We start from the raw sequence: 18,020 nt of genomic DNA on the forward strand, positions 1-18,020 counted from the left end.
GCACGGCCTGCCCCGGCCGGGGCGTAGCGCCTGATCGGCATGTCGCGATAAGCCTGGGGCAGTCGGTGCCCCGCCCCAGGCCGGCTCCGCCCCCCGGAGGAACGATGTCGCTTGATCCAGCGTTGACCGCCGAGCGGATCGGCGACACCGGCGTGTTGCGCTGGCCGGGCACCTGGCGGGTCTACGTGGCCACCCGGAGCGAGGAGATCAGGGCCGACGCCGAGCGCGTTCTGACGATGTGCGACGGGGCGGGCCGGCCGGTCTCGGTGGGCGAGGGCATCGGCACGCACCTGGCCCGCGCGCAGGCGTACGCGCGCAGCAGGCACGGTGTGCGGCGCTGGCTGACCGGCCAGGCCATCGAGGGCGCCTGGTCCAACGTCAACAGCGCCACCGTGATGCTGTACGGCGTGCTGCCGGTGGCGGAGTTGTGCGGGCGGGCGCCGGAGGTGGTCGCGATCGGCCGGGCCTACCTGCCCGGCGACGACCCCCGGCTTGTCCACCTCCAGGCCAGGCTGGCGGCGGGAGACCTCGGTGAGAACGACAGGCCGCTGATGCAGTCGGTGCTGCGGGCCGCGTACACCGCGCAGGCGATGGACACCGGGCGGGTCCGCAACTTCCGCAACCTGCTCATCGGCGGGGTGGTCATGCTCTCCCTGATCGTGCTGAGCGTGGTGGTCATCGGTGCGATCTGGCCGGACGTCATCCCGATGTGCGGCGACCAGTCGGTGATCCGCACCCAGGGGCTGATGCCCGCCCAGATCTGCCCGACCGGCGGCCTGCGGCCCGGCCACGGCGACGTCCCGCTCGTGGCCCTGATCGGCATGCTGGGCGCGGCGCTGGCCACCGCCGCCTCGCTGTCGACCCGCTCGGAGCTGTCCACCCGCTACTCGCTGGCCGTCGTCCAGAACCTGCTCAAGGCGCCCGCGGGGGTGGCCACGGCCGTGCTCGGGCTACTGATCCTGAACTCGGGCTTCGTGCCCGGTTTCGCGGGGCTCGGCTCGCAGCCCGCGATCCTGGTCTGGGCGATGGCGTTCGGGTACGGACAGCAGGTCGTCACCCGCTTCGTGGACCAGCGGGCCGACAATCTCCTGTCGGCCGCCTCCCCGCTCACCGCCGCGGTGAACACGAAGGGCAGGTAGCATCCGAGGCCCGAGGTCTCCCGGTGCCGCGCCCCACAGTGACACCCGCGAGCCCGGAAACCGCAGGCGAAAGCGTGGTCGCCGCGCAACGCGGCGGCGGCAGATGGCTTATCGGCCGGTTCAGGGGCAGTTCACCCTCGAAGTGGCCGGTTCAGGGGCATTCAACGGCTACTGTTGGCCGATAACCTCGGCTGCCGCCTCGCGCCACACGAGTTACCCAGAACACTTCCAAGGAGCATGACGCATGGTCCGTTACCGCGTGCGCGGTGGCAACCCACTTCGTGGAACCGCCTTCATCCAGGGTGCCAAGAACGCCGTGTTGCCCATGATCGGTGCCGCGCTGCTGGCTTCCAAAGGCCGCACGGTCCTGCGCAACGTCCCCATCATCGAGGACGTCCGGCGCGCGGTCGAGCTGGCGGAGACGGTCGGCGCCAAGGTCGAGCTGCACGAGGCGGAGCGCACGCTGGTGATCGACGCCTCGACGCTGAGCAGCCCGGTGCTGCCCGCGGAGATCGCCCGGCGCTTCCGCGGCTCGGTGCTGTTCGTGCCCGCCCTGCTGCACCGTCTCGGTGAGGCGATCATCGAGGGCGTGGGCGGCTGCAACCTGGGCAGCCGCAACCTCGACTTCCACTACCTGGGCTACAAGCGCCTGGGCGCGATCGTGGACGAGGGCGACGCGGTCATCCACGTCAAGTCGGCGGGCCTCACCGGTGCCACCCTGTACCTGGACACCCCCTCGCACACCGGCACCGAGAACCTGATCATGGCCGCCGCCCTCGGGCGCGGCACCACCGTGATCGAGAACGCCGCGCTGGAGCCCGAGGTCCTCGATGTGATCGACATGCTGACCCGGATGGGCGCGAGGATCAGCGGCGGCGGCACCGGGTTCATCACCGTGGAGGGCGTGGAGGAACTCCAGGCCGTCGAGCACACCGTGATGCCGGACCGCCTTGACGCGGGCGTGTTCGCCATGGCCGCCGCCGTCACCGGCGGAGAGGTCAACCTGGTCGGCGCCGACCTGGACCACCTCGGCGTGGTCCGCTACAAGCTGGAGCAGATGGGGGTGGAGTTCGCCGACCACGGCGCGGTGCTGCACGTGCGCAGGGATCGTCCACTGCGTCCGATCAATGTGATCACCGACACCTATCCCGGCTTCGCCACCGACCTGCAGTCGCCGATCATGACGGTCGCCTGTCTCGCCGACGGCGCCAGCTACATTCATGAACGAATCTTCGACGGTCGTTTCGCTCTGGCCTCAGAACTGAACAAAATGGGTGCCGATATTGAAGTGAAAGAGAACAGCGCCGTCGTTCGTGGTGCGACTCCGCTCACTGGAACACAGGTGACCGCTCACGACCTGCGCTCGGGAATCGCCCTCGTGCTCGCGGGTCTGGCCGCTGAAGGGGAGACCGTGATCGGATCGGGATATCTCATCGACCGCGGGCACTCTTATCTCGCCGAGCGCATGCAGGCCCTGGGCGGCGATGTGCGCCGAGAGATTTCAGCGCCATAATCAGCGGGTTTGAGCTGCTCAAAAACCGCTCTGACCTGTGTAAACGATGCCAGTCATGGGTTTAACCCGGAAGCAGCTTCCGGAATTGGCCGCAAATCGGGCGTGACATTACGGCCCTCACAAGCGATCGTTCCAAAAGAGAGCCGAAAACAAACGGACGGCATGATGGGACGAACATTGGTCGAGCGGGCCGAAGAAGCGCCACGAGTGTCACGCCCGGGTGCCATGACACCAGACCTCACCATCGGTGTGGTGGGCCCCCATGACCTCGTTGAACGGGTGATGTTGATGGGGCACGCAGCGGCCCCATTACCCTGCCGCCTGGTGGCGGCGGCATACCGTGACGAGCAGGAGGCCGCGGACAAGGTCACTCGATTGGGAGCCGGGGTGGACGCGTGTCTGTTCGCCAGCCCGGTCCCCTACGACCTGGCCCGGCGATCGGGGGTGCTGACGATGCCCGCGACGTATGTCCAGCTCGGCGGCGCCGCACTGATCGCCGCGCTGGCGAGGGCCGCGATGGACGAGCGGATAGACCCACGCAGGGTCAGCATCGACATCCTGAGCAGAGCAGAGGTCGAGGAGGCCTATAGCGATCTGAGCCTTCCCTCAGGGGACGTGCAGAGCCGCGACGAGCCGGGCGCCACCGGCACGATCGCGGCCTTCCACGAACGCCTCGCCCGCCAGGGCAGCACGAGCGGGGCGCTCACCTGCCTGCCCGCGGTCGCCGACCGCCTTCAGACGGCAGGGGTGCCCGTGGTCAGGATCCGCCCCACCTCCGCCGCGGTGCGTACGGCGCTGCACACGGCGGCACTGCTCGGCGCGCACCACCGGCTGGAGGAGTCACAACTCACCGTGGTCCTGGTGGAGGTGCCCACGTTGCGCGAGCCGGTCCGCCGGGCCGCGCCACGCTACTGGCGCGACGAGCTCCGGCTCTCCCTGCACCGGTTGCTGGTGCAGGAGGCCAACCGGATCAACGCGTCGGTCACCGCGGTCGACGATCACAGCTACATGGTCACCGCGACCCGCGGCTCGGTGGCCGCGGCCACCGAGGGGTTCCGGGTCCTGCCGTTCGCCGCGCGGGTCCGCGACGAACTCGGCCTGGCGGTCGAGGTCGGCGTCGGCATGGGCCGTACGACCCACGACGCCGAGTCGCACGCCAGGGCCGCTCTGGCGCGCACCCAGGCGGGCAAGCAGGCCCAGGGCTTCGCGGTCGACCGCGAGGGCAGGGCACTGATCCCGGCGCCCAGGATGCCTCCCCAGGGCACGGGACCGCTGAAGCCCAAGGGTGTGGAGGTGCTGGCCCGGCTGGCCGCCAAGCTTGAGGGTGGGGACACGGTGGTGGACGCGGAGGGCGCGGGCAAGATGCTGGGCGTCACCCCGCGTACGGCACGACGATTGCTGCGCACGCTGGTAGACGAGGGACTCGCGTGGCCGCTTCCGCCGAACCGGACGCCGCAACCCGGCCGTCCCCGCCAGTTGTACCGGCTGATCGTGGAGAAGCTCGGCACCCGCTGAGCCCTCCGCCTTTCGACCTGGAGGCTTCCGCCGCACCCGGACGGCGGAACCTCCCAGGTCACGGCCCGCCTGGCTCGGCATGGCAGGACCGGCCGGGGCACGGTCCGCCCGCCCCGGCGCGGCGAGAGTCCGCCAGGCCGCGAGCGCCGATCTCCGCGTGGCGGAGGGGACCGAACCCCGCGCGCGAGATGTCGGGTCCTGCCAGTATTGTCACGAGCTATGCGTCATGACAGTGCTGACAGCCGTAAGGCGCTCCTCGTCTGGGGGGCGCTGGCGACCGTGTATGTGGTGTGGGGGTCCACCTACCTCGCGATCATGATCGTGATCGAGACGATGCCCCCGTTGCTCAGCGGCGCCATCCGCTTCGTCACGGCCGCGCTCATCCTCGGCGTCGTGGTGCTCCTGCTGAAGGGGCGCGAGTCCTTCCGGATGACCTGGAAGGAGGCCGGTGGGGCCGCCCTGGTCGGCCTGCTGCTGCTGAACGGTGGCAACGGCATGGTCGCGGTGGCCGAGCAGCACATCTCCAGCGGGCTGGCGGCGCTGCTGGTGGCCTCGACGCCACTCTGGCTCGTGATCTTCAGGGTCCTGTTCAGGGACCGGCCGCAGGTACTGACGCTCACGGGGGTGCTCATCGGGTTCGGCGGTGTGGCGGTCCTCTCGCTGACCGGTGGGAGCAGCGCGGCCGACAGCACCGGAATCGTGATCATCCTGCTCGCGTCGCTGTCCTGGTCGGTCGGCTCGTTCCTGACGTCCCGCATCCCGATGCCCGCGAACCCCTTCACCGCGAGCGCCGTCGAGATGGCCGCCGGCGGCGTCGGGCTTGCCCTGACCTCCGCCGTGGTGGGCGAGCATGTCGACCTCGCGGACGTCTCCACCCGGTCGTGGATCGCGCTCGCCTACCTGATCATGGTCGGATCGCTGGTCGGCTTCACGGCGTACGTGTGGCTGCTGAGCAACGCCCCGATCTCGCTGGTCTCCACCTACGCCTACGTCAACCCGGTCGTGGCGGTCGTGCTGGGCGCCCTCGTACTGAGCGAGCAGGTCACCGGTCCGATGATCGTGGGCGGCATGGTGATCGTCCTCGGCGTGGCCCTGGTGGTCTCCACGGAGCGACGCAAGAAGCCGGAGCCCGTCTCCGGCCCCGAGCCCGCGACCGTGTAGGCCGCGGGCTCGCCCGCGTGCGGCGGTCGTCCCGTCATGACGCTCCCGGCCGGTGCCGAAAGCGCCGCGGCGGGGCGGTCAGTTCCTCGGGAAGGCCGTCGCGGCCGCCAGGAAGGTGTCGTTGGCCTCGGGAGCGCCGATGGAGACACGGACGCCCTCACCGGCGAAGGGCCGCACCGCGACGCCCTCGGCCGCGCACGCCTCGGCGAAGTCGAGCGTGCGCTCGCCCAGCCGGAGCCAGACGAAGTTGGCCTCGGTCGCCGGCACCGTCCAGCCCTGGGCGACGAGCGCGCCGCGGACCCGGTCGCGCTCCTTGACCACGACCTCGACCCGCTCCAGCAACTCGTCCTCGGCCGCCAGCGAGGCGATCGCGGCGACCTGGGCGAGTTGGTTGACCGCGAACGGCACGGTCGTCTTGCGGACCGCCGACGCCACCGGCTCCGCGGCGATCAGGTAGCCCACCCGGAGCCCGGCCAGGCCGTACGCCTTGGAGAAGGTGCGCAGCACCGCCACGTTCGGCCGGTCGCGGTAGACGGTGATCCCGTCGGGGACCCCGGCGTCCCTGACGTACTCGTGGTAGGCCTCGTCGAGCACGACGAGCACGTCCTGCGGAACCCGGTCGAGGAACGCCTCCAGCTCGGCCGCCTGGACCACGGTGCCGGTGGGGTTGTTCGGGTTGCAGACGAAGATCATGCGGGTGTGCGGGGTGATCGCGTCGGCCATGGCATCCAGATGGTGCCCCTCGCCCAGCAGCGGGACCCGCACCGAGGTCGCCCCCGCCAGGTCGGCCAGGAGCGGGTACGCCTCGAAGGACCGCCAGGCGTAGATCACTTCGGCACCCGGCTCGCTCACGGTCTCGAAGAGCTGCTGGGCCACCGTCACCGAGCCCGCGCCGAGCGCGATGTGCTCGGGCGGCACGCCGAACCGCTCGGCGAGCGCCTCGGTCAGCCCGGTGGCGGCCGGATCGGGATAGCGGTGCATCTGGGCCGCGGCCCTGGCGACCGCCTCGACGACCGAGGGCAGCGGCTCGTAGGGAGATTCGTTCGAGGAGAGCTTGTAGGACCGGCCGTCGGCGGACACCACGGCCTTGCCCGCCCGGTAGGGGGGCATTGTGTCCAGGATCGCACGGAAACGAGGCATGGCCTTACTTTATGAGCAGCGGGCGGATGGGGCATCATCCTGTAAGACTGGAGGTGAGAGGCATGCCCGAGCGGAAGGACGACATGAGCATCGCACCACTGGCCGAAGTCGAGCCGATTCCCGACTGGGCGATTCCCCCCATAGAGGGCTTCACCGCCGATGACCTCGATCGGCTTCCGGGGATCCCCCCTCACACGGAACTGATCGATGGCACCCTCGTGTTCGTGAGCCCCCAGACCCGTTTTCACGCTCTCGTGCTCTTCCTGCTGCACAGGGAGCTTGATCGGACGGCACCCGCCCATCTTCGGGTGGAGCGGGAGATGACGGTGAAGCTGGGGCGACGCCAACGACCGGAACCAGACCTCGTGCTCCTGCACGCACACGCGCCCTCCGAAATGACGCGGACCTTCTACGAGGCGGGAGATGTGCTGCTCGCCGTCGAGGTCGTCTCCGAGGAATCCGAGGAGCGCGATCGCAACCGCAAGCCCCAGATGTACGCCGAGGCCGGCATCCCCCATTTCTGGCGGATCGAGAACGTCGAGAACCGTCCCAGCGTCTACGTCTACGAACTGAACCCGGTGACCAGGGCGTACGCGCTCACCGGCGTCCATCAGAATCGGCTGAAGCTCAGCCTCCCCTACGACATCGACATCGATCTGACGGAGATCGGCAACCCTCGGTCCTGACCGGCCGGACAAGGCTGGGGACCGCATCGGTGAAGGTCGCCGCATCGATGACCGGCTTGTCTCCGGAACCTGGCTCGACGGCCCCGCGGTCAGGTGCCGCGAGAACGGCACGGTAGGAATCCCCGGCGTTCTACGCCGGGGAGGACGTCAATCCTTGAGGGAGCGGAGCATCGGGGGGTGGAGGAACATCGCGGGGCCGCGGCGGTAGAGCTTGGCGGGGCGGCCGCCGTCGCGGGTGGTGGTGTCGCCGGTGGGCACCAGGAAGCCCTCGGCCCTGGTGACCTTGCGGTGGAAGTTCCGCGGGTCGAGGACACGCCCCCAGACGATCTCGTAGACCCGGCGCAGCTCGGCGACCGTGAACTCCGGCGGGCAGAAGGCCGCGCCGAGCGGGGTGTATTCGAGCTTGCCCCGGGCCCGCTCGATCCCGTCGACCAGAATGCGCCGGTGGTCGAAGGCCATCTCGCACAGCGCGGAGACCGGTTGCCAGCTCATGTGCGCCTCGGTGGAGGCGGGAAGGTCGGGGGCGAGACCGAGGTAGGCCACGCTCAGCACGCGCTGGCGCGGGTCGCGGTCGGGGTAGCCGTAGGTCTGGAGCTGTTCCAGGTGTACCGGGGCGCCCGGCAGGCCCGCCCGCTCCGCGAGGATCCGCTCCGCGGCGGCGGGCAGGTCCTCGTCGAGGTGGATGAAGCCGCCTGGCAGGGCCCAGCGTCCCTCGTACGGCGGGTTGTCGCGCCGCCAGACGAGTGCGCTCAGCGCCTGGAAACGCACCGTGAGGACGACCAGGTCCACGCTGACGGGAATGCGCGGAACCATGGCAGGCACGTTACACCGGTCAGAGCCGCACGCGGACGTGCAACGGCTCGGAGGCGGCGCGTCCGTCGGCCGCGGTGACCAGGACCTGGACCCAGGTGTCCTCGGGAACCTGGGACCAGTCGAACGGGATCCACGCCGTCTCCATCCGCACCGGCAGGCCGGGCGGCAGGTCCGTGAGGTTCACCCCGGCCACCTCGACGACACGGGGCTCCTGCTGGCCCTCCCAGGTGATCGTGACCTTGGACCCCATGGGCATGTTGTAGCCGCGGATCTCCACACCGTCCTGGATGTCGCGCTGCATGCGGATCGCGTCGGCCGCGATGGGCCGGTTCCAGTCGCGGGCGATCTCCTCGGCGAGGGACGGCGAGCCGCAGGTGTAGAAGTCGCTCCACATGTAGGAGACGACCTTGGAGACGTAGCGCCCGACCTGTGCCACGGCCGCGTCGAGCCGTTCCTTGTCGGTGCTCCCCCTCTTGTACCCGGCCGCGCAGGTCTCCTCGCCGGACGGCTCGAATGCCTCGACGTTGGCCCAGAGTTCCACGTTGTGGCCCCGCTCGGCCATCTCCGTCCGGACGGTCGACATCTCCCGGTAGTAATCGCGGGTCGAGCCGTGGTAGGCGTCGCCGTTGGTCTTCTCCCCGACGACCGGCCACAGCCGCTTGTCGACCTTCTCCCCGCGTTGGTCGGGCCAGAACAACCCGACCTTTCCCGTTCCCCGGCTGTCCTGCGGCGCGATGATCCCGACCCCCGTCCGGACAAGGGCCTCGAAGCCCCTGGCCACCTGCTTGGGAGTGGCGCTGAACGGCCGCTGCCTGCGGGCGTCGAGGTAGGGGCTGACGAGGACGGGCCTGCCCGGCATCTCCTGCTCGACGATCTCGTGCTGCGAGGCGTACATCTTGAGCGTCGGGTGGTCGTCGTCCGACTCGCCGGTGTACTTCATCTCCCGCATCTGCAGCTCGAACGGCTGGTAGAAGCCGCCCAGCGAGGCCCGTTCCCGGAAGCGGGCACCGTAGTCCTGCATGATGCGCCGGGTGAGCGTGGTGAGCGTGTTCGTGCCCTGCTTGGCGGCCCGGGTCTTCTGCGCCGGGTCGCGAGGGGCCAGCGGCAGCGCGGGGAACACCTTCACCCCGAACTGGTCGCCGAGGTCGAGCAGCTCGGTGAGGCTGTCCTCATGCGCGCCCGCGATCAGGATCACGTGGTAGCCGCGCCCCTTGCCCTTGATGTTCTCGCAGCTCGCGTCGTCGCTGCCGTCGTCGGTGGCGATGATCCGGTAGAAGACCGCCTTCTTCGTGACGATCTTCCGCTCGAACTCGGGGCAGCGGAAGAGCTGGGAGCCGAACGCCTCGTCGGTCCGGTAGACGAACGTCCAGCTCACCCGGTTGCCCGGGTTGGCGGCCTTGAGGTCGTTCTCCGCCGCGGTCACGCACGGCACCCCGTTCTCCTCGCACGGCTCGTAGCGGGGATCGACCTTCCCCTCGCCGTCGAGGATCCGGCCGTCGTCGTCGACCCTGCGGGCCTGCAGGCCCCAGCCGATCCTGATCACGGTGTCACCGCCCACCTTGTGGATGGCGGCGAACTGCCGCCGCCAGGTGCAGTGGTCGGCGGTCGGGACGAGCCAGTAGCCGGTGATCGCGTACGGCGCCCCCATGGCCGTGTCGAACGTTCCACACGGGTCGGTGAACTCGGTCGCCTCCGGGACCGGCACCGAGGGGGAAGGCGAGGGCGAGGGGGAGAGCGGCGAGCTCCCGCTGGTCGGAGAACTGTCTTCGGCAGGCGTGATCATCACGAACGCCGCCACTCCCGCGAGGATCGCCACACCCAGAAAAGCGATGAGCCAGCGCACGTTCTGGACACTACCGTTCTTGTGATCTGGCAGACATAAGGAGCTTTGCCATACCGGAAATCAGCTCTTGACGCCCGCCCACGCCTCCAGCTGGGCGACGAAACGACGGGCCGAGTTGGGCCAGTGGTGGTTCGCACGGGCCGCCGCATACCCCCGAGCGCCCTGGGCATGCCTCGCTGAGACGTCGTCGCGCAGGAAGAGCACGGCCTGGGCCACGGCCTTGGGATCCTGCCAGGGCACGACCATGCCGCTGTCGTAGCGCTCGACCAGCTCCACCGCGCGAGGCGAGGGGGTGGTGATCACCGGGATGCCGTGGGCCATGTACTCCACGATCTTCGTGGGCATGGAGTGCCGGTAGTTGGGCTCGTCGTGCAGCAGGGAGAGACCGGCCAGCGCGCCGTCGAGCCGCTTGAGCGCCTCGTCGTTGGGCATGAAGTCGCGCCACTCCAGTACGCCCTCCGCCACCGCCTCGTTCAGCGTCGGCCGCGACTGCGGGTCGGCGTAGCCGATCAGCTCGACCGACACCCGGTACGGCTGGAGCAGCCGGGCCACCTCGATGGCCTCGCGCACCCCGCGTGCCCCCGACAGCCAGCCGAGGTAGACGACGCGGTCGTCGCCCGGCGGCGTCACCTCGTCGGGCACCCAGGTCTCGTTGGGCACCACCAGGTGGGCCTGGCGGAAGCGTCCGGCGTAGGCGGTCTCGGCCAGCAGCAGGTGCAGGTACCGCTCGGCGGTGCCTTCGAGCAGGCGGGCCATGAAGCGCACCGGCGGACGGAGGAACGCCGGCAGCCAGGGCTTCAGTGACAGCGTCGCCGGAGTGTCCTCGTGCACGTCCCAGACCACCGGGGGCCGCTTGCGCACCCCCACCACCGCGAGCAGCAGCTCCGGGTCGTGGATGACCACCAGGTCCACCTGGCCGCGCATGCGCTTGAAGACCTTGCGCGCGGCGCGCACCGCCGACAGCCGCCTGCGCTCGGCCGCACGGGGGAGGTCGACGCCGTTCACCCAGGATCGGGCCATGACGCCCCGCGCCGTGTACGGGGCCGCGTACGTGACCTCATGACCGGCGTCCACGAGCGCGCGGATCTGCCGGTGCAGGATCCGGGCGTCCTCGGGATGATGCACCACGGTCATGACGAGCACGTGCACTGCGCGCAGCCCTTCGTCGCTAGAGCCGCTCGACGCGTTCACCCTCGGCGAGCACGCCTCGGGTGTCGAGCACGAGCTTGCCTTGGTCCTCGACAATCGACAGATCGAAGGCGGCGTGTTGCTGGAGCAACAGCGTCACGTCGGCTTCGACGACTCCCCTGGCGAGGTCTTCCTCGCGCGGCACCTGAACCCCGTCGACCCGCCAGTCCTTGACGTACGGGTCGGCGAAGACCAGTTCCGCGCCCAGCTCCCGCAGCGCCCGCGCGACCGGCAGGGCCGGGGTCTCGCGCTCGTCGGCGATGTCGGGCTTGTACGTGACACCGAGCAACAGCACCTTGGAGCCGTTGACCGGCTTCCTGTGCCGGTTGAGCAGGCGCTGCACGCGGGCCACCACGTACGACGGCATCCGCTCGTTGATCTCCTGAGCCAGCTCGACGAAGCGGAACGGGTAGCCCAGCTTGCGCACCGTGTAGGAGAGGTAGGACGGGTCGACGGGGATGCAGTGACCGCCGACACCTGGTCCGGGGAGGAACTTCTGGAAGCCGAACGGCTTGGTGGCGGCGGCCTCGATCGACTCCCAGAGGTCGACGCCCAGCTCGTCGCAGAAGATCGCCATCTCGTTGACGAGGGCGATGTTGACGTGGCGGTAGGTGTTCTCCAGGAGCTTGGCCATCTCGGCCTCGCGGGTGCCGCTGACCGGCACGACCTGCTCGATGAACTGGGAGTAGAACCCGACCGCGCGGTCCTTGCAGGCGGAGGTGTAGCCGCCGACGACCTTCGGGGTGTTGCGCAGGCCGTACTTGGGGTTGCCCGGGTCGATGCGCTCGGGCGAGAAGGCGAGGTGGAAGTCGGTGCCCGCGGTGAGGCCGGAGCCCTCCTCCAGGATGGGACGGGCGACCTCGTCGGTGGTGCCGGGCCAGGTGGTGGACTCCAGAACCACCAGCGAGCCCGCGCGGAGGTTACGTGCGACGGTGCCGGTGGCGCCCTCGACCGCGGACAGGTCGGGGCGGTGGTCCTCGTCGAGCGGGGTCGGCACGCAGATGACGATGGTCCGGCTGTCGGCCAGAACGGACTCGTCCCCCGTGGCGGTGAATCCCCCTGCCAGCATGTGCTCAAGGTCGGCGTCGGTCAGGTCGTCGATGTAGGACCTGCCCGCGTTGAGAGCAGCGATCTTGCCGGGGTCGACCTCGAAGCCGACGACCCGCAGACCGGCTGCCGTGGCCTCCTTGGCCAGGGGCATGCCGACGTAGCCCAGACCGATGATGGCCAGGTCGTAGGCAGTCACTGGATGACCTTGGAACGCCGGAAACAACACTTCATGGTCGCAAAGGCTATCTCAAGTCCGAACGAGCTACGCCTAATGCGATTGAACGCATCACAAACGGCAGGTATCCCCGGTGCCATGACAAGGTCATTAACCGGCAATCGATCGGTAAATATCACGGTACGTCTCCGCGATGCGGCTCCACGTACGCTTCGCGGCCACCTCTGCCCGTCCAGCCTCACCCATCTCGGCCCTCCGTCCCGGATCGTCACGCAGTCCGGCGATCGCCTTGGCCAGTGCCTCGGGGTCTCCCGCCGGCACCAGAAGCCCGGCGCCGTCGGAGCCCACGAGCTCCGACAGGGCGGGCAGGTCGCTCAGCACGACCGGTTTGCCGAGAGCCATCGCCTCGACCGGTTTCAATGGCGTAACGAGTCGGCAAACGCGCAGGTCCTCCCGGGGACAGACGAAGATGTCGATCGCCGACTGGGCCTGCAGCGCCTCGTCGGGGCCGACCCGTCCCGGCATGATCGCGATGTCGCCGAGCCCCAGTTCCTCGACCTGCTCCAGCAGTGCCTCCCGCTCCACGCCGTCGCCGACGAGCAGCATCTTGACCGGCGCGCCCTCGTCCCGCAGCAGCGCGGCAGCGTTGATCATGGTGGCGAAGCCCTCGTAGGCCACGATGCTCGACACCGAACCCATGACGATGTCGCCGGGCTCGATGCCGTAGGCGGCGCGGAACGCCGCACCGTCGTACTCGGCACTGAGCAGCGAGTCGTCCACCGCGTTCGGCGCCAGGTAGATCTTTTCCCTCGGCACCCCGCGCTCGACGATCTCGGCTGCCATGGTCTCGGCGAGGGTGACCACCGCGTCGGCGGAGCGCATGATGAACGCCTCGCGGTCGCGCTGGAGCACGTGCCGCTGGCTGCCGATGCGCTTGGGGTCGCGGGAGGCCCAGGTCTCCTCCAGGAAGCCCCGGACCTCGTAGACCATCGGCGTGCCGGTCCGCTCGCGCACCGCCAGCGCCACCGAACCGTTCCGGTGGTCGGTCGCGGCGTGCAGCACCTGCGGACGCAGGGTCCTGACCAGTTCGGTGACCTCTCCGGCGCCCCGGATCATCCGCCCCTGGCTCTCGAAGGGCACCTCACCGCTCGGGATCAGCCGGTGGTAGGGAATCCCGTCGATCTCCTCGTACGGCGTCGCGTCGGCGTGGCCCTGCATCATCGGCCAGCCCCAGCTGGTCACGACGTGCGGATCCAGCCCGGCGGCCTTCTGCGAGGTGACGATGCGGTGCGTGCGAACCGTGTATCCGGCCTGCGTGTACGGCAGCGCGTTGGTCACGCAGTGCAGCACCCGGCCGTGGAACCGCTCACCCACGATCACCTTCGCCTTGGGCGGGATCGGGTTCGGCTGGATCGCGGCCAGCTCTCCGGCGTAGTAGGCGGCCCGGCGCTTGATGAAGGGGTAGCGGGTGTGGGCCTGGAGCACCTCGGCGGCCTCGCTCATCCGGCCGGCGTCGAAGTGCTCCTTCGCCTCGGTCCACGGGCCCTTCACCATGCGCATGCCGAGCTTGCGGACGACGATCTTGGCGCGGCGCGCGACGGGCCAGGCGAACCGGCCCACGATGGGACGGACACTCGACGGGAGCGTCTCGGCCGCCGCCTGCGCCACGCGTACCGGGTCGGACTTGACCTTTGTCGCCACGACCCGGGAGACGATCACCGGATGCTGGACGAAACCCCTGATCAGCCCGCGCAGGCCGGCCCTGGCCGACTTCGCCGACACCGGGGCCCGTGACACCGGCTCCGCGGGGACCTTCTCCTCGGCCGGGGGCGTCGCCGGAGCGGGGAGCGTCGCCGACGCCTGGGGCGTGTCCGAACCGGGGAGCGTCTCCACGACCGGGGGCGTCTCCGCACTCGGCGGCGGGGCGGGCTCCGTGGGCACCTCCACGGCCGAGGTCGTCTCCGGCTCGGAGGGCCTCTCCGTCTCCGGGGTCGTCGCCGCGCCCGAGGTCGCCACCGGCTCCGCGCCAGGCTCGGCGGCCGGAGGCGTCACCGATGTGGCGGGTGCCGCCGGCACCGAGGGCTTCTCGGGAGCCGAGGGCTTCGCGGGAACCGAGGGGGAGTCTGGCCTGTTGGCATCGGATACCACGCCGTGACCGTACCATAGGCAGGGTTTGCCCCACTGCCGCATGAAAGGCGAGGTCAATGAGGGACTTTGCCGGTCCGGGCGCTTCTCAGGGCCCCGAGAATCCCCTTGTCCTGCACGTGCTCGGCGCGCGGCCCAACTTCGTGAAGGCCGCTCCGGTGGTGCGCGCGCTCGCCGAACTGGGCGTGCGACAGGGCATCATCCACACCGGCCAGCACTACGACGCCCTCATGTCGGACGTGTTCTTCGCCGACCTCGGCCTCCCCGAGCCGATCGCCAACCTGGCCGTCGGTTCCGGCTCGCACGCCCGCCAGACGGCGGCGCTGCTCGTCGGCCTTGAGGACGTGGTGCTTGAGCAGCGGCCGACGCTGGTCGTCGTCTACGGCGACGTGAACTCGACGCTGGCCGCGATCCTGGTGTGCGCCAAGCTCCACGTGCCGACCGCGCACGTGGAGGCGGGCCTGCGCTCCTTCGACCGGGAGATGCCGGAGGAGGTCAACCGGGTCGTCACCGACGCGCTGTCCGACATCCTCTTCGCCACCTCTCCCGACGCGCTCTCCTACCTGGCCGCCGAGGGTGTCGACCCGGCCCGGGTGCACCTCGTCGGCAACCCGATGATCGACAGCCTGTTCTCGGCGCTGGACCACCTCGACCCGGCCCCGGTCCGCTCCCGGCTCGGCCTGCCCGAGCGGTACGGGGTGGCCACCCTGCACCGTCCCGGCAACGTCGACGACCCCGCCTCCGCCAAGGAGCTGGTCGAGGCGGTGCTCTCGGTGAGCGAGCGCCTCCCGATCGTGGTGCCGCTGCACCCGCGCGGCCGGACCCGCCTGGCCGAGGCCGGGCTGGTGGACACCGAGAACCTGCGCATCGTCGATCCGCTGGGCTACGTGGACTTCCTGTCGCTGGTGCGGGGCGCGACCCTGGTGGTCACCGACTCCGGCGGCGTGCAGGAGGAGACGACCATGCTGGGCGTCCCCTGCCTCACCGTGCGGCCCAACACCGAGCGGCCGATCACCATCACGCACGGCACCAACCGGCTGGTCACCCCCGCGCAGCTGCCCGCCGCCGCCGACCTGGCACTGGCGGACGGCGCGGCGACGCCTTCCGGTGAGCTGCCCCCGCTCTGGGACGGCAAGGCCGGTCCCCGGATCGCCCGGGTGATCGAGAACTGGCTGCGCGGCGGCAACCTCTCCCCGGCTGGGCAAGCCGTACCGCCCAAATCCCTTTAAAACGGCTATTTCGGTACGGCGTAGGCCGTAGCCTGGCACGACCCCGGACAAAGGCGATCCCCCATGAGCGAAGAGACCCCCGAAGAGCCGAAGTTCCAGCGTCTTGGGCCGATCAACTGGCTGCCCGAGGAGCGCAAGGTCGTCGAGCGTTTCGAGGAGCGCGTCCGGGACCTTGAGCGGCGGCTCGCCATCGCCGAGGCGAAGGCCGACTACGCGCAGTGGAAGCTGGAGTCGACCAAGGTGCAGCGCCCGTACCGGGTGGCCGAGGCGCTGACCGCGGCCAAGGGGTCGGGGGTCACCGCGCTGCCGGGCAGGCTACGCTCCGCGATGCAGGCGCGCAAGGGCCCCAAGCCGCCCCGCCCGGTGACCGAGGTGGTCGCCGAGCTCGACCAGCAGGGGCCCGTGGTCGACGTGCCGCAGGTCAAGTGGCCGGCCGGTCCGATCGTCCGTCCGGACATGAAGGTCGCGGTCATCCTGGACGACTTCTCCCGGATGGCGTTCAAGTACGAGTGGGACCAGATCGAGTTCGGGCTCCGCGACTGGCCGGAGATCTTCGCCGAGCGCCGTCCCGAGCTGCTGTTCGTGGAGTCGGCCTGGCACGGCAACCAGGGCCGCTGGCGCTACCAGATGACCGGGACGAACGCCCCCAAGCCCGAGCTGCGCGCCCTGATCGACTGGTGCCGCGTCGAGGGGATCCCCACGGTCTTCTGGAACAAGGAGGACCCGCCGAACTTCGACTTCTTCATCGACACGGCCAAGCTGTTCGACTACGTCTTCACCTGCGACGGCGACATGGTGCCCCGCTACCGCGAGGTGCTGGGCCACGACCGGGTCGACGTGCTGCAGTTCGCCGCGCAGCCCCGGGTGCACAACCCGATCCAGGAGAAGCGCGGCCGCCTGAACGACGTGGTCTTCGCCGGCATGTACTTCAGGGACAAGCACCCCGAGCGCCGCGAGCAGATGGAGACCGTCCTCGCCCCGATCCGCGAGCTCGGCCTGCACATCTTCGCGCGCAACGGGACCGTGGACGAGAAGTACGCCTGGCCTGCCGAGTACGTCCCGCACATCGTGGGCGAGCTCCCGTACGACCAGATGCTGGCCGCGTACAAGATGTACAAGGTCTTCCTCAACGTGAACTCGGTGCTCGACTCGCCGACCATGTGCGCCCGCCGGGTCTTCGAGCTGTCGGCCTGCGCGACGTCGGTCGTCTCGGGCTGGTCGCGGGCCATCGAGGAGACCTTCGGGTCGCTGATCCCGATCGCCCGTGACGAGCTGGAGTCGTACAACCAGGTCCTGCACCTGATCAACAGCCCCGAGCTGCGCGCCCGCCAGGGACACCTGGCGATGCGCGAGGTCTTCGACAAGCACCTGTTCTCGCACCGGGTGGACCAGATCCTGGAGATCCTCGGCAAGCCGGTGGAGCGGCGGACCCGGTCGATCTCGGTGGTGCTGCCCACCAACCGCGCCGCCCAGATCGAGCACGCGATCTCCTCGGTGGCCAAGCAGATCCACCGCCCCGTCCAGCTCGTCATGGTCCTGCACGGTCTGGACATCGACCCCGTCGTGGTGGCCGACAAGGCGCGGATGGCCGGGATCACCGACGTCGTGGTGCTGCCCGCCGACTCGTCACTGTCGCTGGGCGCCTGCCTCAACCTGGGCATCGCCGCCGCGGAGGGCGAGCTGATCGCCAAGATGGACGACGACAACCTGTACGGCGAGCACTACCTGTCGGACCTGGCCCGCGCCTTCGACTACTCCGACGCCGAACTGGTCGGCAAGGGCGCGCACTACGCCTACTTCGAGGGCAGCAACACCACGATGCTGCGCCTGCCGGGGCTGGAGCACCGCTACGCCTTCCTGGTGCAGGGCGGCACCTTCCTCGGCAGGGCGGACATGTTCCGGCACTACGGCTTCGAGGACGTCACCCGGGGCGAGGACACCCGCCTGGTCCGCCGACTCAAGGAGGACCGGGTCAAGATCTACTCCGCGGACCGGTTCAACTTCGTCTACTGGCGCAGCGGGGACGCGGGCATGCACACCTGGCAGGCCGACGACATCAAGCTCACTCGGAACGCGCAGTTCTCTTTTGTCGGGCATCCGGACGCGCATGTGATGATCTGATTTTCCGGCCGGGCCGTCGCGGGGGGTTCCGGCGTGCTCGATGACGGGCCGGCTGCTCTTGCGGGGACGCGTTCTCTTGCGGGGACGCGTTCTCTTGCGGGGACGCGTTCTCTTGCGGGGACGCGTTCTCTTGCGGGGACGCGTTCTCTTGCGGGGACGCGTTCGCGCTCCGGTGGGTGGGTGCTCCGGGCGGCCGTTGTTGGTGGCGGGTCTGGGGGTTCAGGCCTTCGGCCTGGCGGGCGCGCTGGTTGCGGATTCTTATAAGCCGCCCGGAGTACCCACCCACCTCCGCGCACTCCGTG

14 protein-coding genes are annotated in these 18,020 nt (G+C 69.7%); 8 read left to right on the forward strand and 6 right to left on the reverse strand.

Going from position 1 to position 18,020, the window contains the following annotated elements; genetic code table 11:
- Positions 1-104 precede the first annotated feature (104 nt).
- The 4 genes from ABT061_RS27020 (at position 105) to ABT061_RS27035 (ending at position 5,328) form a co-directional block, all read left to right on the forward strand.
- A complete protein-coding gene (locus ABT061_RS27020; RefSeq protein WP_350922991.1) occupies positions 105-1,139 on the forward strand; it encodes a hypothetical protein in 1,035 nt (344 codons plus the stop codon).
- 244 nt (positions 1,140-1,383) lie between these two features.
- Positions 1,384-2,652: a UDP-N-acetylglucosamine 1-carboxyvinyltransferase gene (murA, locus tag ABT061_RS27025; protein ID WP_350922994.1), complete on the forward strand. Its 1,269-nt coding sequence runs from the start codon at positions 1,384-1,386 to the stop codon at positions 2,650-2,652.
- Positions 2,653-2,877: 225 nt separating this feature from the next.
- Positions 2,878-4,167: a GTP cyclohydrolase IIa gene (locus tag ABT061_RS27030; protein WP_350922997.1), complete on the forward strand. Its 1,290-nt coding sequence runs from the start codon at positions 2,878-2,880 to the stop codon at positions 4,165-4,167.
- A gap of 219 nt (positions 4,168-4,386) precedes the next feature.
- Positions 4,387-5,328 carry an EamA family transporter gene (locus ABT061_RS27035; protein WP_350923000.1) on the forward strand — a complete coding sequence of 314 codons (942 nt, stop codon included), beginning with the start codon at positions 4,387-4,389 and terminating at the stop codon, positions 5,326-5,328.
- Between the two features lie 78 nt (positions 5,329-5,406).
- Here the strand turns inward: ABT061_RS27035 and hisC are convergent, their stop codons facing one another.
- Positions 5,407-6,468 (reverse strand): histidinol-phosphate transaminase, encoded by a 1,062-nt coding sequence (gene hisC / locus ABT061_RS27040; RefSeq protein WP_350923002.1) that lies wholly within the window; start codon positions 6,466-6,468, stop codon positions 5,407-5,409.
- Between the two features lie 62 nt (positions 6,469-6,530).
- On the opposite strand from hisC, the gene ABT061_RS27045 reads away from it, so the two are divergent.
- Complete coding sequence (locus ABT061_RS27045) at positions 6,531-7,154, forward strand: Uma2 family endonuclease (protein WP_350923004.1); 624 nt, start codon at positions 6,531-6,533, stop codon at positions 7,152-7,154.
- A gap of 147 nt (positions 7,155-7,301) precedes the next feature.
- On the opposite strand, the gene ABT061_RS27050 is transcribed toward ABT061_RS27045, so the two are convergent.
- The 5 genes from ABT061_RS27050 to ABT061_RS27070 form a co-directional block, all read right to left on the reverse strand.
- Positions 7,302-7,967 (reverse strand): NUDIX hydrolase, encoded by a 666-nt coding sequence (locus tag ABT061_RS27050; RefSeq protein WP_350923007.1) that lies wholly within the window; start codon positions 7,965-7,967, stop codon positions 7,302-7,304.
- A 19-nt stretch (positions 7,968-7,986) separates the two neighbouring features.
- Positions 7,987-9,810, reverse strand: a complete 1,824-nt coding sequence (locus ABT061_RS27055; protein ID WP_350923009.1) for a DUF4434 domain-containing protein — start codon at positions 9,808-9,810, stop codon at positions 7,987-7,989.
- Between the two features lie 60 nt (positions 9,811-9,870).
- A complete protein-coding gene (locus ABT061_RS27060; protein ID WP_350923011.1) occupies positions 9,871-10,959 on the reverse strand; it encodes a glycosyltransferase in 1,089 nt (362 codons plus the stop codon).
- 19 nt (positions 10,960-10,978) lie between these two features.
- Positions 10,979-12,244 carry a nucleotide sugar dehydrogenase gene (locus tag ABT061_RS27065; RefSeq protein ID WP_350923014.1) on the reverse strand — a complete coding sequence of 422 codons (1,266 nt, stop codon included), beginning with the start codon at positions 12,242-12,244 and terminating at the stop codon, positions 10,979-10,981.
- A gap of 129 nt (positions 12,245-12,373) precedes the next feature.
- Positions 12,374-13,924, reverse strand: coding sequence for a glycosyltransferase family 4 protein (locus ABT061_RS27070; RefSeq protein WP_350923016.1), 1,551 nt, complete (start codon positions 13,922-13,924; stop codon positions 12,374-12,376).
- Between ABT061_RS27070 and ABT061_RS27075 the strand changes: the two genes are divergently transcribed.
- From ABT061_RS27075 to ABT061_RS27085, 3 genes are all read left to right on the forward strand, one after another.
- The gene (locus tag ABT061_RS27075; RefSeq protein ID WP_350923018.1) at positions 13,908-14,378 is read left to right on the forward strand and encodes a hypothetical protein; all 471 of its coding nucleotides are present in this window, start codon (positions 13,908-13,910) and stop codon (positions 14,376-14,378) included. The two genes, ABT061_RS27070 and ABT061_RS27075, sit on opposite strands and share 17 nt — an antisense overlap.
- 49 nt (positions 14,379-14,427) lie before the next feature.
- Positions 14,428-15,597: a non-hydrolyzing UDP-N-acetylglucosamine 2-epimerase gene (gene wecB / locus ABT061_RS27080; RefSeq protein WP_350923021.1), complete on the forward strand. Its 1,170-nt coding sequence runs from the start codon at positions 14,428-14,430 to the stop codon at positions 15,595-15,597.
- Positions 15,598-15,660: 63 nt separating this feature from the next.
- Positions 15,661-17,718: a glycosyltransferase family protein gene (locus ABT061_RS27085; protein WP_350923023.1), complete on the forward strand. Its 2,058-nt coding sequence runs from the start codon at positions 15,661-15,663 to the stop codon at positions 17,716-17,718.
- Positions 17,719-18,020: the final 302 nt, after the last annotated feature.

It is taken from the genome of Streptosporangium sp. NPDC002544, from assembly GCF_040295965.1.
In the GTDB taxonomy this organism is placed as follows: Bacteria; Actinomycetota; Actinomycetes; order Streptosporangiales; family Streptosporangiaceae; genus Streptosporangium.

What these genes read in the sequence shown, in the direction of transcription:
- ABT061_RS27050 (WP_350923007.1), bottom strand. Translation starts at nt 7,967, where the DNA reads ATGGTTCCGCGCATTCCCGTCAGCGTGGACCTGGTCGTCCTCACGGTG.
- wecB (WP_350923021.1), top strand. Translation starts at nt 14,428, where the DNA reads ATGAGGGACTTTGCCGGTCCGGGCGCTTCTCAGGGCCCCGAGAATCCC.
- ABT061_RS27020 (WP_350922991.1), top strand. Translation starts at nt 105, where the DNA reads ATGTCGCTTGATCCAGCGTTGACCGCCGAGCGGATCGGCGACACCGGC.
- ABT061_RS27045 (WP_350923004.1), top strand. Translation starts at nt 6,531, where the DNA reads ATGCCCGAGCGGAAGGACGACATGAGCATCGCACCACTGGCCGAAGTC.
- ABT061_RS27085 (WP_350923023.1), top strand. Translation starts at nt 15,661, where the DNA reads ATGAGCGAAGAGACCCCCGAAGAGCCGAAGTTCCAGCGTCTTGGGCCG.
- ABT061_RS27035 (WP_350923000.1), top strand. Translation starts at nt 4,387, where the DNA reads ATGCGTCATGACAGTGCTGACAGCCGTAAGGCGCTCCTCGTCTGGGGG.
- hisC (WP_350923002.1), bottom strand. Translation starts at nt 6,468, where the DNA reads ATGCCTCGTTTCCGTGCGATCCTGGACACAATGCCCCCCTACCGGGCG.
- ABT061_RS27030 (WP_350922997.1), top strand. Translation starts at nt 2,878, where the DNA reads ATGACACCAGACCTCACCATCGGTGTGGTGGGCCCCCATGACCTCGTT.
- murA (WP_350922994.1), top strand. Translation starts at nt 1,384, where the DNA reads ATGGTCCGTTACCGCGTGCGCGGTGGCAACCCACTTCGTGGAACCGCC.